General features: G+C 72.7%; 10 protein-coding genes. 3 read left to right on the top strand and 7 right to left on the bottom strand.

Annotation, left to right across the window (positions count from 1 at the left end; all coding sequences use genetic code 11):
- Positions 1-21: 21 nt before the first annotated feature.
- From IEX47_RS08135 to IEX47_RS08125, 3 genes are all read left to right on the top strand, one after another.
- The gene (locus tag IEX47_RS08135) at positions 22-1,347 is read left to right on the top strand and encodes an aminotransferase-like domain-containing protein (protein ID WP_188783502.1); all 1,326 of its coding nucleotides are present in this window, start codon (positions 22-24) and stop codon (positions 1,345-1,347) included.
- 26 nt (positions 1,348-1,373) lie between these two features.
- Positions 1,374-2,345, top strand: a complete 972-nt coding sequence (locus tag IEX47_RS08130) for a D-alanine--D-alanine ligase family protein (protein ID WP_188783501.1) — start codon at positions 1,374-1,376, stop codon at positions 2,343-2,345.
- Positions 2,346-2,406: 61 nt separating this feature from the next.
- Positions 2,407-3,168 (top strand): lysophospholipid acyltransferase family protein, encoded by a 762-nt coding sequence (locus IEX47_RS08125; protein ID WP_188783500.1) that lies wholly within the window; start codon positions 2,407-2,409, stop codon positions 3,166-3,168.
- A gap of 32 nt (positions 3,169-3,200) precedes the next feature.
- Here the strand turns inward: IEX47_RS08125 and fdhD are convergent, their stop codons facing one another.
- From fdhD to IEX47_RS08090, 7 genes are all read right to left on the bottom strand, one after another.
- Complete coding sequence (fdhD, locus tag IEX47_RS08120) at positions 3,201-4,022, bottom strand: formate dehydrogenase accessory sulfurtransferase FdhD (protein ID WP_188783499.1); 822 nt, start codon at positions 4,020-4,022, stop codon at positions 3,201-3,203.
- A gap of 4 nt (positions 4,023-4,026) precedes the next feature.
- Positions 4,027-6,357 carry an FdhF/YdeP family oxidoreductase gene (locus tag IEX47_RS08115; protein ID WP_188783498.1) on the bottom strand — a complete coding sequence of 777 codons (2,331 nt, stop codon included), beginning with the start codon at positions 6,355-6,357 and terminating at the stop codon, positions 4,027-4,029.
- Positions 6,354-9,770: a pyruvate carboxylase gene (locus IEX47_RS08110; RefSeq protein WP_188783497.1), complete on the bottom strand. Its 3,417-nt coding sequence runs from the start codon at positions 9,768-9,770 to the stop codon at positions 6,354-6,356. Before IEX47_RS08110 ends, IEX47_RS08115 begins: the two co-directional genes overlap by 4 nt.
- Before the next feature lie 79 nt (positions 9,771-9,849).
- The gene (locus IEX47_RS08105; RefSeq protein WP_188783496.1) at positions 9,850-11,277 is read right to left on the bottom strand and encodes a bifunctional folylpolyglutamate synthase/dihydrofolate synthase; all 1,428 of its coding nucleotides are present in this window, start codon (positions 11,275-11,277) and stop codon (positions 9,850-9,852) included.
- Positions 11,274-12,170 carry a methylenetetrahydrofolate reductase gene (locus IEX47_RS08100; protein WP_188783495.1) on the bottom strand — a complete coding sequence of 299 codons (897 nt, stop codon included), beginning with the start codon at positions 12,168-12,170 and terminating at the stop codon, positions 11,274-11,276. The genes IEX47_RS08105 and IEX47_RS08100 overlap by 4 nt, the downstream gene beginning before the upstream one ends.
- On the bottom strand, positions 12,170-13,123 hold the full coding sequence (folP, locus tag IEX47_RS08095) for a dihydropteroate synthase (protein ID WP_188783494.1): 954 nt from the start codon (positions 13,121-13,123) through the stop codon (positions 12,170-12,172). The genes IEX47_RS08100 and folP overlap by 1 nt, the downstream gene beginning before the upstream one ends.
- Complete coding sequence (locus IEX47_RS08090) at positions 13,123-14,007, bottom strand: bifunctional methylenetetrahydrofolate dehydrogenase/methenyltetrahydrofolate cyclohydrolase (protein ID WP_188783493.1); 885 nt, start codon at positions 14,005-14,007, stop codon at positions 13,123-13,125. The genes folP and IEX47_RS08090 overlap by 1 nt, the downstream gene beginning before the upstream one ends.

Raw genomic sequence — 14,007 nt, 5'->3', positions numbered from 1 at the left:
CCTCCTATCCTTGGTCCCATCATGAGCGAGATCTCCCCCGGTGGCACGCGAGGCAGCACGCGACTCGACCACTACGTCGACCGCTACGCGGCACGCACCGAGGGGATGAAGGCCTCCGAGGTCCGCGCGCTCTTCTCCGTCGCCAGCCGGCCCGAGGTCGTGAGCCTCGCCGGCGGCATGCCCAACATCTCCGACCTGCCGCTCGACGTGGTCGGCAAGGGCATCGCCGACCTGATCGCGCACGACGGCCCGACGGCGATGCAGTACGGCTCCGGCCAGGGCACTCCGGAGCTGCGCGAGCAGATCTGCGAGGTGATGCGGCTCGAGGGCATCGAGGCGCACCCCGACGACGTCGTCGTGACCGTCGGCTCGCAGCAGGCCGTCGACCTGGTGACCCGCATCTTCTGCGACCCGGGTGACGTGGTGCTCTGCGAGGCGCCGAGCTACCTCGGCGCGCTGGGCGTCTTCCGCGCCTACGAGGCCGACATCGTCCACGTCGAGATGGACGCCGACGGCCTGGTGCCCGAGGCGCTCGAGCAGGCGATCGCCGCGACGAAGGCGGCCGGCCGCACGATCAAGTTCCTCTACACGATCCCGAACTACCACAACCCCGCCGGCATCTCGCTGAGCGCGGAGCGCCGCCCCGAGATCCTGCGGATCTGCCGCGAGGCCGACATCCTGATCCTCGAGGACAACCCCTACGGCCTGCTCGGCTTCGACGGCCGGATCCACCGGGCGCTGCGGGCCGACGAGCCCGAGGGCGTCATCTACCTCGGCTCGTTCTCCAAGACCTTCGCCCCCGGCTTCCGGGTCGGCTGGGCGCTCGCACCCCACGCCGTACGCGAGAAGCTGGTGCTGGCGCAGGAGTCGGCGACGCTCTGCCCGTCGGCCTTCAGCCAGATGGCGATCTCGCGCTACCTGGAGAACCACGACTGGCTCGGCCAGGTCGAGGCGTTCCGCACGATGTACAAGGAGCGGCGCGACGCGATGGTCAGCGCGCTCGAGGACTTCATGCCCGCGACCTGCCGGTGGAACGTCCCCACGGGCGGCTTCTACGTCTGGCTCACCCTTCCGCCGGGCATCGACGCGAAGGCGATGCTGCCCCGTGCCGTCACCGCGCGCGTCGCCTACGTGCCGGGCACGGCGTTCTTCGCCGACGGCTACGGCTCGAGCTCGATGCGGCTCTCGTTCTGTTACCCCACTCCCGAGCGCATCCGCGAGGGCGTACGCCGCCTGGCCGGCGTCCTCGAGGCGGAGATGGAGCTGCGCGCGACGTTCGGCGCGACCGGCCCGATCCCCACCCTGCGCGCCGGCGAGTACGACGCGCCCAGCAACGACCTGTCCTGACCGTGCCCCACCCCCTGGAGACGACCGTGACCGAGAACCCCGCTCCTTCCGGCCTCCCGACGGGGCGCATCGTGGTGCTCGCCGGCGGCCTGTCGCACGAGCGTGACGTGTCGCTGCGCTCCGGACGCCGCGTCGCCGAGGCGCTGCGCTCGGTCGGCCTCGAGGTCGAGGAGCGCGACGTCGACTCCTCGCTCCTGCCGGCCCTGCTCGCGGACAAGCCGGCCTGCGTCGTCCCGATGCTCCACGGCGAGACCGGCGAGGACGGCGCCATCCGCGAGGTCCTCGACCTCGTCGGCATCCCGTACGTCGGGGCGCCGCCCGCCGCCTGCCGCGTCGCGTTCGACAAGCCGGTCGCCAAGATCGTCGCCGGGCGTGCCGGCATCAGCACGCCCGAGTCGGTCTGCCTGCCCGCGGAGTCGTTCCGCGAGCTCGGTGCGACCGCCGTCATGGACCTCATCGTCGAGCGCCTCGGCCTGCCGCTGATGGTGAAGCCCGCCCGCTCCGGTTCGGCCCTGGGCTGCTCGGTCGTGCGCTCGGCGGACCAGCTGCCGGCAGCGATGGTGAGTGCCTACGCCTACGGCACGGTGGCGCTGCTCGAGCGGTTCGTCGAGGGCACCGAGGTCGCCGTACCGGTCATCGACACCGGCGACGGCCCCGAGGCGCTGCCGGTCGTCGAGATCCGCCCGGACGGCGGCGTCTACGACTACAGCGCCCGCTACACCGCCGGCAGCACCACGTTCGTGACGCCCGCCTCGCTCTCCGACGAGCTCACCGCCGAGTGCCAGCGGGTCGCGCTGGCGGCCCACGCGGCGTTCGGGCTGCGCGACCTGTCGCGCTCCGACCTGATCGTCGACAGCGAGGGCACGGTGTGGTTCCTGGAGGTCAACGTGGCGCCCGGCTTCACCGAGACCTCGACGGTGCCGCTGTCGGTGCAGGCACAGGGAGCCGACCTCGGCGAGCTGGTCGCCAGCGTGGTCGCGGCTGCCTCACGCCGCTGACCTGAGGCATGCTGGTGCCTCGCGCACGATCCCCGTTCGCCTTCTGAGGAGCTCGCCCGCCATGGACATCACCTACCCGATCATCATCGCCGCGGCCAAGACGTGGTTCCGGATCGGACTCAAGGTCGACATGCAGGGCGCGGAGAACGTTCCTGCCGAGGGCGGCGCGGTCATCGCGTGCAACCACAACTCCTACCTCGACTTCATCGCGAGCGGCTACCCCGGCGAGCGCAACAAGCGCTACACGCGGTTCATGGCGAAGAAGGAGGTCTTCGACCACAAGGTCGGCGGCTTCTTCATGCGCTCGTTCCACCACCTGCCGGTCGACCGGTCCAACGGCGCGGAGGCCTTCGAGGTCGCCGTCGACGCGCTCAAGCGCGGCGAGGTCGTCGGTGTCTACCCCGAGGCGACGATCTCGCGCAGCTTCCTGATCAAGGAGATCAAGTCCGGTGCGGTCCGCATGGCCGCGGCCGCCGGCGTCCCCGTCATCCCGGTCGTGCACTTCGGCTTCCACCGCGTCCAGACCAAGGGCCACTCCCGCGACCTGTCGCGCGGCACGGCGGTCGTGATCCGGGTCGGCGAGCCCTACTTCCCCACGGGCGAGGACGTCGCCGCCGAGACCGCCGAGCTGAAGCGCCGCATGGACGCGCTCCTCGAGCAGTGCATCGACGCCTACCCGGCCGACCAGAAGGAGCCGGGCGCGTGGTGGCTCCCCGCGGCGTACGGCGGCAGCGCGCCGTCGCTCGAGGAGGCCGAGCGCCTCGACGTCGAGGAGAAGAAGCTGCGCGCCGAGCGCAAGGCGGCCAAGGCCGCCAAGGCCTGAGCCCGCTCGCGCGGGGCGGGTGCCAGGTCGGCTCAGAGCAGGCGGTCGGCGCCGGCGTACACGTTCATCGAGCTGCCGCGCAGGAAGCCGACGAGGGTCATGCCCGACTCCTCGGCCAGGTCGGCGGCGAGCGACGACGGCGCGGAGACGGCGGCGAGCGCGGGGATGCCGGCCATGACCGCCTTCTGCACGAGCTCGAACGACGCGCGGCCGCTCACCATGAGCATGGTGCCGCGGGCGGGCAGCTGGTCGTTGAGGGCCGCGCCGCCGATCACCTTGTCGACGGCGTTGTGCCGCCCGACGTCCTCGCAGAGCCCGAGCAGGTCGCCGGCCGCGGTGAAGAGCCCGGCCGCGTGCAGGCCGCCGGTGCGGTCGAAGACCCGCTGGGCCTCGCGGAGCCGGTCGGGCAGCGACAGCAGCAGGTCGGTGGAGAGCCGGGTCGGGTCGGACGCGACCGACCAGCGCGACCGCGTGCGCACGGCGTCGAGCGACGCCTTGCCGCAGAGGCCGCAGGACGAGGTCGTGTAGAAGTTCCGCTCCAGGGAGGTCTCCGGCTCCGGCACCCCGGGGGCGAGCTGGACGTCGACGACGTTGTAGGTGTTGCTGCCGTCCTCGGTCGCGCCGGCGCAGTAGCGGACCGCCGCGACGTCCTCACGGGAGTGCACGACGCCCTCGCTCACCAGGAAGCCGACCGCGAGGTCGAAGTCGTGGCCCGGCGTGCGCATCGTGACCGTCACCGGGCGGCCGTTGACCCGGATCTCCATCGGCTCCTCGCCCGCCAGCGCGTCCGGCGCGTGCGACGTCACGCCGTCACGCACCCGCAGCACCTTGCGGCGTACGGTGACCCGCCCCATCGACTCAGGCCTCCGGTACAGCAGCGCGCTCGAAGCGGACCAGCACACCCTTGGACGTCGGGGTGTTGCTGATCTCCGCGACGCTGTCGAGCGGGACGAGCACGTTGGTCTCCGGGTAGTACGCCGCCGCGGAGCCGCGCGAGGCCGGATAGGCCACGAGCGTGAACCGGGGAGCGCGGCGCTCGACGCCGTCCTTCCAGATCGACACGATGTCGACGACGTCGCCGTCGGCGAAGCCCAGCTCGGCGATGTCGTCGGGGTTGACCATGACGATCCTGCGCGCGTTGTGGATGCCGCGGTAGCGGTCGTCCATGGCGTACGGGATGGTGTTCCACTGGTCGTGCGAGCGCAGCGACTGCAGGATCAGGTGGCCCGGCGGCGTCTCGAGCCACTCCAGGTGGTTGCCCGTGAACGTCGCCCGGCCCGTCGCGGTGCGGTAGACGCCGGAGTTGACCGGGTTGGGCAGCGTGAAGCCCTTCGGCTCCTTGATCCGCTCGTTGAACTCCTCGAAGCCCGGCACCACCGCGGCGATGTGGTCGCGGATCAGCCCGTAGTCACGCTCGTACGCCGGCCAGTCGATCGCCGGGGCGTCCTCGCGCGGGCCGAGGGTCGCCGCGGCCATGCGGCTGATGATCGCGACCTCGGAGAGCAGGTGCTCCGAGGCCGGCGGGAGCTTGCCGCGGGTGGCGTGCACCGCGCTCATCGAGTCCTCGACCGTGACGAACTGCTCGCCGGTCTCCTGGACGTCGCGGTCGCTGCGGCCGAGGGTGGGCAGGATCAGCGCGGTCTCGCCGACCACGGTGTGCGAGCGGTTGAGCTTGGTCGAGACCTGCACGGTCAGCGAGCAGTTGCGCAGCGCAGCCTCGGTGACGTCGCTGTCGGACATCGCCCGGACGAAGTTGCCCGCGACCCCGACGAAGACCTTCGCCTTGCCGTCGCGCATCGCGCGGACGCCCTCGACCGAGTCGACGCCGTGGTGGCGCGGCGGCTCGAAGCCGAACTCCTTGCCGAGCGCGTCGAGCCACGGGTCGGGCATCCGCTCCCAGATGCCCATCGTGCGGTCGCCCTGGACGTTGGAGTGGCCACGGACGGGGCAGACGCCGGCGCCGGGCTTGCCGATGTTGCCGCGCAGCATGAGGAAGTTGACGATCTCGCGGATCGTCGGCACGCCGTGCTTGTGCTGGGTCAGGCCCATCGCCCAGCAGACGATGACCGACTTCGCCGCGAGCACCTGCTCGACGAGCGACTCGATCGCCGCGCGGGTGAGCCCGGTGGCCTCGAGCGCCTGCTCCCACGTGATGTCGCGGGCCTGCTCGGCGAACTCCTCGAAGCCCGTCGCGTAGGTCGCGATGTAGTCGCGGTCGAGCACGCCCGGACCGCCGGCCGCAAGCGAGGCGTCGTCGGCCTCGAGCAGCAGCTTGTTGACCATCTTGAAGAGCGCCAGGTCGCCGCCGGGCCGGATCAGCAGGAAGTCGTCGGCGATCGCGGTGCCCTTGCCGATGACGCCGCGCGGCTTCTGCGGGTTCTTGAACCGGATCAGGCCGGCCTCGGGCAGCGTGTTGACCGCGACGACCCGGCCTCCGCGGTCCTTGGTCTCCTCGAGCGCGGAGAGCATGCGGGGGTGGTTGGTGCCGGGGTTCTGGCCCACGACGAGGACCAGGTCGGCCTGGTAGATGTCGTCGAGCTGCACCGAGCCCTTGCCGATACCGAGCGTCTCGCCGAGCGCGGAGCCCGACGACTCGTGGCACATGTTGGAGCAGTCCGGCAGGTTGTTGGTGCCGAAGGCCCGGACGAACGTCTGCAGCAGGAACGCCGCCTCGTTGTTGAGCCGCCCCGACACGTAGAACATCGACTCGTCGGGCGAGGCGAGGCCGTTGAGCTCGCGGCCGATGAGGTCGAAGGCCTCCGCCCACGCGATCGGCTCGTAGTGCGTGGCGCCAGGACGCTTCACCATCGGCTCGGTGAGCCGGCCCTGCTGGTTGAGCCACCAGTCCGACTTGCCGTCGAGCTCCTCGATCGAGTGGCGCGCGAAGAACTCCCGCGTCACCCGCGCCGAGGTCGCCTCGTCGTTGATGTGCTTCGCGCCGTTCTCGCAGTACTCGTTCTTGTGCGCGTGCGCGGGATCGGGCCAGGCGCAGCCGGGGCAGTCGATGCCGCCCGGCTGGTTGATCGCCAGCAGCGTCAGCGCCGTACGCCGCGGGGACGTCTGCGACAGGGAGTACTCGATCGCCTTGCGCACGGCCGGGATGCCGGCGGCGTACTGCTTCGGCGGGGTGACCTCGAGGTGGTCGACCGGGTCGACCAGCCCCTCCCGGCCGTTCTTGTGTCGCTTCACGTCAGCGCCTCCTCCTGGTCCCGAGTCTGCTCCGCCGGTTCAACCACCAACAACAGGTCGCCGCCGTCGACGGGCGACACGCCGCCGATCGCCACCCTCGCGACCGTGCCGTCGACCGGGGCGGTGATCGCGGCCTCCATCTTCATCGCCTCGATCGTCGCGACCGGGTCACCGGCCTTCACCGCGTCCCCCACCGCGACGGTCACAGTAACGGTGCCCTGGAACGGCGCCGCGACGTGGCCGGGGTTGCTCCGGTCGGCCTTCTCCGCGGCCGCGGCGACGGAGGCGACCGAGCGGTCACGGACCACCACCGGCCGCAGCTGGCCGTCGACGGTGCACATCACCGTGCGGTAGCCGCGCTCGTCGGGGTCGCCGACCGCCTGCAGGCCCATCAGCACCCGCTGGCCGGGGCCGAGCGGGACGGTGTGCTCGGCGCCCTGGCGCAGGCCGTAGAAGAAGTCGACGGTCGGCAGCACCGACAGGTCACCGTACGCGCGGACGCTGTCCTCGTACTCGCGCGTGGGCGCGGGGAAGAGGAGCCGGTTGAGGGTCGCGCGGCGGTCCGACGTCAGCGCCGCGGCATCAGCCGGGGCGAGCGTCGGGCTGGCCGGCTTGTGCGTGCGGCCCTCGAGCGCCTTGCTGCGGAACGGCTCGGGCCAGCCGCCCGCGGGGGTGCCGAGCTCGCCGGAGAGGAAGCCGACGACCGAGTCGGGCAGGTCGAACTTCGCCGGGTTCGCCTCGAACTCGGCCGGGTCCGCACCCACCGCGACGAGGTGCAGCGCGAGGTCGCCGACCACCTTGGACGACGGGGTGACCTTGACCGGGTTGCCGAGGATGCGGTTCGCCGCGGCGTACATGTCCTCGATCTGCTCGAACTTCTCACCGAGGCCGAGCGCGACCGCCTGCTGGCGCAGGTTGGAGAGCTGGCCACCGGGGATCTCGTGGGTGTAGACCCGGCCGGTCGGTGCGGGCAGCCCCGACTCGAACGGCGCGTAGAGCCGGCGCGTGGCCTCCCAGTAGGGCTCGAGCGAGCAGACCGTCTCGAGGTCGAGGTCGGTCTCCCGGTCGGAGCCGTCGGTCGCGGCGACGAGCGCCGACATCGCCGGCTGGGACGTCGTGCCGGCGAGCGCCGCGCTGGCCGCGTCGACCGCGTCGGCCCCGGCTTCGATGGCCGCGACCAGCGTGGCGAGCTGGCCACCGGTGGTGTCGTGGGTGTGCACGTGGACCGGCAGGTCGAACTCACGCCGCAGCGCGGTGACCAGCGTGCGGGCGGCAGGAGCACGGAGCAGGCCGGCCATGTCCTTGATCGCGAGCGAGTGGGCACCCGCGTCGACGATCCGCTCGGCGAGCCTGAGGTAGTAGTCGAGCGTGTAGACCTGCTCGCGCGGGTCGCTGAGGTTGCCGGTGTAGCAGAGCGCGACCTGGGCGAGCGTGGTGCCGGTGGCGCGGACGGCCTCGATCGCCGGGCGCATCTGCTCGACGTCGTTGAGGGCGTCGAAGATCCGGAAGACGTCGATGCCGGTGGCCGCGGCCTCCTCGACGAAGGCGTCGGTCACCTCCGTCGGGTACGGCGTGTAGCCGACCGTGTTGCGGCCGCGGAGCAGCATCTGCAGGCAGACGTTGGGGGCAGCCTCGCGCAGGGCGGCGAGGCGCTCCCACGGGTCCTCGGCCAGGAAGCGCAGCGCCACGTCGTACGTCGCGCCGCCCCAGCACTCGAGGCTCCACAGCTGCGGGAGCAGGTGCGCGGTGTGCGCGGCGCCGGTGACCAGGTCGCGGGTGCGGATCCGGGTGGCGAGCAGCGATTGGTGCGCGTCGCGGAAGGTGGTGTCGGTGATCGCGACCTCGCGCTGCGCCCGGAGCGCAGCCGCGAACCCCGCCGGGCCGAGCTCGAGCAGCTGCTGCCGGGTGCCCGCCGCGGGGGCGACGGCGAGGTCGATCCCGGGCAGCTTCGTCGCCGGCTCCAGCGTCGTGGGCGCCGGGCCGTGCGGCTGGTTGACCGTGACGTCGGCCAGGTAGGAGACCAGCTTGGTGCTCTGGTCGCCGCTGGAGCGGGTGTGGAGCAGCTCCGGGTGCTCGGCGATGAACGACGTGGTGACCTTGCCGGCGAGGAACTCCGGCTCCTCCAGCAGGCCCTGCACGAACGGGATGTTGGTCTGGACGCCGAGGATGTGGAACTCCCCGAGCGCACGACGGGCCCGGTTGACGGCCTCGGTGAAGTCGCGGCCACGGCAGGTGAGCTTGGCCAGCATCGAGTCGAAGTGCGGCGACACCTCGGCGCCCGTGTAGACCGTGCCCGCGTCCAGACGTACGCCGGCGCCACCGGGCGAGCGGTAGGTCGTGATCTTGCCCGTGTCCGGGCGGAAGTCGTTGGCCGGGTCCTCGGTGGTGATCCGGCACTGCAGGGCGGCGCCCCGGATCGAGACCGTCTCCTGGGAGAGGCCGAGCTCGTCGAGCGTCGCGCCGGCCGCGATGCGCAGCTGCGACTGGACCAGGTCGACACCGGTGACCTCCTCGGTCACGGTGTGCTCGACCTGGATGCGGGGGTTCATCTCGATGAAGACGTAGGTGCCGTGCGGGTCGAGCAGGAACTCCACGGTGCCCGCGTTGACGTAGCCGATCTCCTTGGCGAAGCGCACCGCGTCGGCGCACATCCGCTCGCGGATCGCCGGGTCGAGGTTGGGCGCGGGCGCGATCTCGACGACCTTCTGGTGCCGCCGCTGGACCGAGCAGTCGCGCTCGAAGAGGTGGATCACGTTGCCGGCGCCGTCGGCGAGGATCTGCACCTCGATGTGGCGCGGGTCCATCACGGCCTGCTCGATGAAGACCGTCGGGTCGCCGAACGCGCCCTCGGCCTCGCGCATGCAGGTCTCGATCGCCTCGCGCAGCTGGGCCCGGTCGTCGACCCGGCGCATGCCGCGGCCGCCACCACCGGCGACCGCCTTGACGAAGAGCGGCGCCGGGATCGCCTCGGCCGCCGCGACCAGCGCGTCGACGTCGGTCGAGGGCTCCACGCTCTGCAGGGTCGGGACGCCGGCCGCCTTGGCCGCCGCGATCGCGCTCGCCTTGTTGCCGGTCAGGGTCAGCACCTCGGCGGGCGGGCCCACGAAGGTGATGCCCGCCGCCGCGCAGGCCTCGGCCAGCGCGGGGTTCTCGGAGAGGAACCCGTAGCCGGGGTAGACCGCGTCGGCACCGCAGCGGACCGCGACGTCGACGATCCCCTCGGGATCGAGGTAGGCCCGCACCGGGTGGCCGGGCTCGCCGATCTCGTAGGCCTCGTCGGAGCGGAGCCGGTGCTCGGACCAGCGGTCCTCGTAGGGGAAGACCGCGACCATGCGCGCCCCTGCCTCGCGGCCTGCGCGGAAGGCACGGACGGCGATCTCGCCTCGGTTGGCGACCAGGATCTTCCGGAACATGTCATTCCTTCGAGTAGGGCTGGACAGGGGTGGGGCTGGGCGCCTGCGTGAGACGCCCAGCCCCGGACCGATTGGTGAGTCACCCGGGCAGGGGTTGGACCATCGGTCGATCGGGGGTGGCCGGGAGGCCGGCGGGAGGTGCGGGAAGGAGCCGCTCGGCGTCGGCCACGGTGACCACCGAGCCGGTCACGACGACCACGGACTCCCGCGCCGCGCCCGGAGGGACGGCCCGCCCACGCGCCACCGCGAGCGCGGTCTCGACCGAGCGCGCGAGGTGCACGCGCTCGGGCGCGAAGACGGTCCGCGCGATCGCGGCGAGCTCCTCGGCCGGCAGGGAGCGCGGGCTCGAGTTGGCGGTGCAGACGATCTCCGTGACGTTCGGCGCCAGCTCGCGCAGCAGCCCCTCGACGTCCTTGTCCGCCATCGCCGCGACGACGGCGTACTGGCGGTGGCCGGGGGCGATCTCCTCGAGCCCCTCGACGAGCGAGCGCGCGCCGTGCGGGTTGTGCGCGGCGTCGAGGACGACGGTCGGCCGCCCGCGGCGTACGTCGAGTCGGCCCGGCGAGGTCACGCCCGCGAGCGCGCGGCGTACGGCGTCGGGGTCGAGCGCGTGACCGAGCAGCGCCTCCGCGGCGACGAGGGCGCAGGCGGCGTTGTCGGCCTGGTGCCGGCCGCGGAGGGCGAGGTGCACGTCGGCGTAGCTGCCGTGGAGCCCGTTGACCGAGATCCGCTGGCCGCCGGCGACGGGCGAGCGCTCGACGACGGAGAAGTCGCGGTCGAGGAGGAGCAGGCGGGCGCCGACGGAGTCCGCACGCTCCTGGAGGACGGCGAGCACCTCGGGCGACTGGCGCGCGCTCACGACGGTGGAGCCGGGCGCGATGATGCCGGCCTTCTCGCGGGCGATGTCGACCGTGGTCGGGCCGAGGTAGTCGGTGTGGTCGAGCGCGACCGGCAGGATCACCGAGACGGCGGCGTCGATGACGTTGGTGGCGTCCCAGCGGCCGCCCATGCCGACCTCGACGACGGCGGTGTCGACCTCGGCCGTGGCGAAGGCGAGGTAGCCCATGGCGACCGTCATCTCGAAGAAGGAGAGCGGGTGCTCCATGACCGCGTCGACGCACTCGGCCTGGAATTCCGTCGCGCGCCAGGCGTCGACGAAGCCGGCCTCGTCGATCGGGTGGCCGTCCAGCGCGATGCGCTCGCGGATGGAGGTCAGGTGCGGGCTGGTCAGCCGGCCGGTGCGGTGGCCGGTCGCGCCCAGCAGCGCCTCGACCAGGCGGGCCGTGCTCGTCTTGCCGTTGGTTCCGGTGAGGTGGACGCTGCGGTAGCGCCGCTGCGGCGTGCCGAGGAAGTCGAGGAGGAGCCGGATCCGGTCGAGCGACGGCTCGATCCTCGTCTCCGGCCAGCGGGCCAGGAGCCGACGCTCGACCTCGGCCAGGTCAGGCCGTACGTCGGGGCGCGGGTCAGTGCTCACCTCGGGGCGGACTGCCTGCGCGAGGCCGCTCATGCGTCGCTCCGTGCCGCTGCCCGGGCCGTACGCCGCCGCACGCCGCTGTCCTGGATCCGCTCCAGCTGTGCGACGCGCCAGGCCTCGGTCTCGGCGACCTGGTTGAAGGTGAAGAGGTGCAGGCCGGCGACGTTCGAGGCGGGGAGGCCCAGCGTCTCCGCGGCACGGCCGAGGAAGCGCAACGGGTCGTAGCCGCCGGGAGCGGCGATGCGGGCGAAGAGGCCGCCGTTCTTGGCGAGGAACTTCGCCGACTCCCCCACGCCGATCTTCGTCGCCATGCGGAGCAGCTTGAGCCGCTCGACGGGGCCGGGCAGCCCGATCAGGATGGGGAGGGCCACCCCACGCGCGCGGACCCGGTCGATCCAGCGCGCGAGCACGTCGGGGTCGAAGGTCAGGTTGCTGACGATGTGGGTCGCGTGGTGCCGCTTGTCCCACATCGCCTGGACCGTGAGGTCGTCGTTGATGCTCGGGTGCGACTCCGGGTAGCCGGTGATGCCGACCTGGTCGAACGGGTTGCCCGCGACGGCGAGGTCCTCGAGCACCTGCAGCGCACTGCGGTAGCAGCCGGGCTCGGGATCGGCGTCGCCGGCGGGGATGAAGACCTTCGTGACGTGCGCGAGCCGGAGCCGCTCCGTGATCTCGGCGAGGTGGGCGTTCCCGTGGATCATCCGCGCGGCAAGGTGCGGCACCACGTCGAAGCCGAGGGCGGAGAGGCGCTCGGCGATGTCGAGGGTCTCCTCCATGCCCTTGGCCGGTGAGGCGGTCACCGTGACGGTCGCGCCCGCGGGCAGGTGGCCGTAGACCTCGTCGACGACGCTCGGCGTCGGCAGGACCTCGTAACGGACCTGCTCGAGCAGACGGCTCAGCACCCGTTCGCGCGCGTGGCTGCGCATCAGCGCCACGCCCTCGGGTCGAGCGTCGCGCGGGCGGCGGCGAGCCGTGCGGCGACCCGGACAGCTGCGGCGGCAGGCGCGACGTCGTGCACGCGGACGCCCCAGGCACCGGCCTGCGCGGCGTACGCCGTGACGGCGGCCGAGGCGCCGTCCCGGTCGGCGGGGACGGAGAGCCCGGGGGCCTCCTGCGGGACGCACTCCGCGAGGAACCGCTTGCGCGAGGCGCCGACGAGCAGCGGGAAGCCGAGGCTGCTCAGCCGGGGATAGCCGGCCAGGAGCGCCCAGCTCTGCTCGGCGTCCTTGGCGAAGCCGAGGCCCGGGTCGAGCACGATGTTGCCGGGGGCGACGCCCGCGGCGACCGCGGCGTCGACGCGGTCCACCAGCTCGTCGGTGACCTCGCGGACGACGTCGGCGTAGACCGCGCGACTCTGCATGACGGCGGAGTGGCCGCGCCAGTGCATGAGCACGCACTGGCGGCCGGTCGCGGCGATGACCTCGAGCATGGCGGGGTCGGCCAGGCCGCCCGACACGTCGTTGACGAGCACGGCACCCGCGGCGCAGGCCGCCTCGGCCACGCGGGCGCGCATGGTGTCGATGGAGACCGCGATGCCAGCCTCGGCCAGCGCCCGGACGACGGGGATCACCCGGCGGAGCTCCTCCGCCTCGTCCACGCGTACGGCGCCGGGCCGCGTGGACTCGCCGCCCACGTCGACCAGGTCGGCGCCGTCGCGGACCAGCGCAAGGCCGCCCTCGATCGCCGCCTCGACGGCCGCGAACCGGCCGCCGTCGGAGAAGGAGTCCGGCGTGACGTTGAGGATGCCGAGCACCCTCGTGCGGTCCAGGACCGGGCGCGCCACGACCGGCGCACCCGCGGGCGCCTCGGCGAGCGCGCCGTCGGCGGACGACCGGGGGCGGGTGACCGCCGCGGTGCGCTCGAGGACCTGGGCGGCCATCAGGCACCCACGCCGGCGAGCTCGGGCGCCGAGTCGGCCGCGCGCTCGGCGATCTCGACGATGTTCATGAGCAGCATCGCGCGGGTCATCGGGCCGACGCCGCCGGTGGCGGGGCTCATCTTGCCGGCGACCGTGTCGACCTGGGGGTGGACGTCGCCGAGGATCCCCTCGATGGTGCGGGTGACGCCGACGGAGAGGACGGTCGCGCCGGCGCTGACCCAGTCGGGCTTCACGAGGTGGGCGACGCCCGCTGCGGCGACGATGACGTCGGAGGCCCGGGCGTGCGCCGCGACGTCGACGGTCGCCTCGTGGCAGAGCGTGACGGTCGCGTGCTCGGTGGGCCGGGTGAGCATGAGGCCGAGCGGGCGGCCGACCGTGAGGCCGCAGCCGATGATGCAGAACCGCTGGCCGGTGATCTCGACGTCGTGCTCGCGGAGCAGCTCGATGATGCCGCGCGGCGTGCAGGGCAGCGGGCCGGGGATGCCGAGCACGAGCTTGCCGAGGTTGGCCGGGTGGAGACCGTCGGCGTCCTTCTCGGGGTCGATCAGCTGGAGCACGCGGTGGGTGTCGATGTGCGGCGGCAGCGGCAGCTGGACGATGAAGCCGGTGCAGGCCGGGTCCTGGTTGAGCGCGACGACCGCGGCCTCGATCTCCTCCTGCGTGGCGGTGGCGGGCAGCTCGACGCGGAGCGAGGCGATGCCGACCTCGGCGCAGTCGCGGTGCTTGCCGGCGACGTACGAGTGGCTGCCGGGGTCGTCGCCGACCAGGACCGTGCCGAGGCCGGGGCGGACGCCCTGCGCCTGGAGCGCGGCGACGCGCCCGGCCAGCTGCTGCTTGATGCCGGCGGCAACCTTGCGTCCGTCGATCCGTGTAGCGGTCGTCAC

This window comes from Nocardioides phosphati (assembly GCF_014646375.1).
GTDB lineage: Bacteria > Actinomycetota > Actinomycetes > Propionibacteriales > Nocardioidaceae > Nocardioides > Nocardioides phosphati.
This window is presented reverse-complemented; position numbering and strand designations above follow the sequence as displayed.

Excerpts from the sequence above, each read along its gene's own strand:
- IEX47_RS08135 (WP_188783502.1), top strand. The coding sequence starts at position 22 with ATGAGCGAGATCTCCCCCGGTGGCACGCGAGGCAGCACGCGACTCGAC.
- IEX47_RS08125 (WP_188783500.1), top strand. The coding sequence starts at position 2,407 with ATGGACATCACCTACCCGATCATCATCGCCGCGGCCAAGACGTGGTTC.
- fdhD (WP_188783499.1), bottom strand. The coding sequence starts at position 4,022 with ATGGGGCGGGTCACCGTACGCCGCAAGGTGCTGCGGGTGCGTGACGGC.
- IEX47_RS08110 (WP_188783497.1), bottom strand. The coding sequence starts at position 9,770 with ATGTTCCGGAAGATCCTGGTCGCCAACCGAGGCGAGATCGCCGTCCGT.
- IEX47_RS08105 (WP_188783496.1), bottom strand. The coding sequence starts at position 11,277 with ATGAGCGGCCTCGCGCAGGCAGTCCGCCCCGAGGTGAGCACTGACCCG.
- IEX47_RS08100 (WP_188783495.1), bottom strand. The coding sequence starts at position 12,170 with ATGCGCAGCCACGCGCGCGAACGGGTGCTGAGCCGTCTGCTCGAGCAG.
- folP (WP_188783494.1), bottom strand. The coding sequence starts at position 13,123 with ATGGCCGCCCAGGTCCTCGAGCGCACCGCGGCGGTCACCCGCCCCCGG.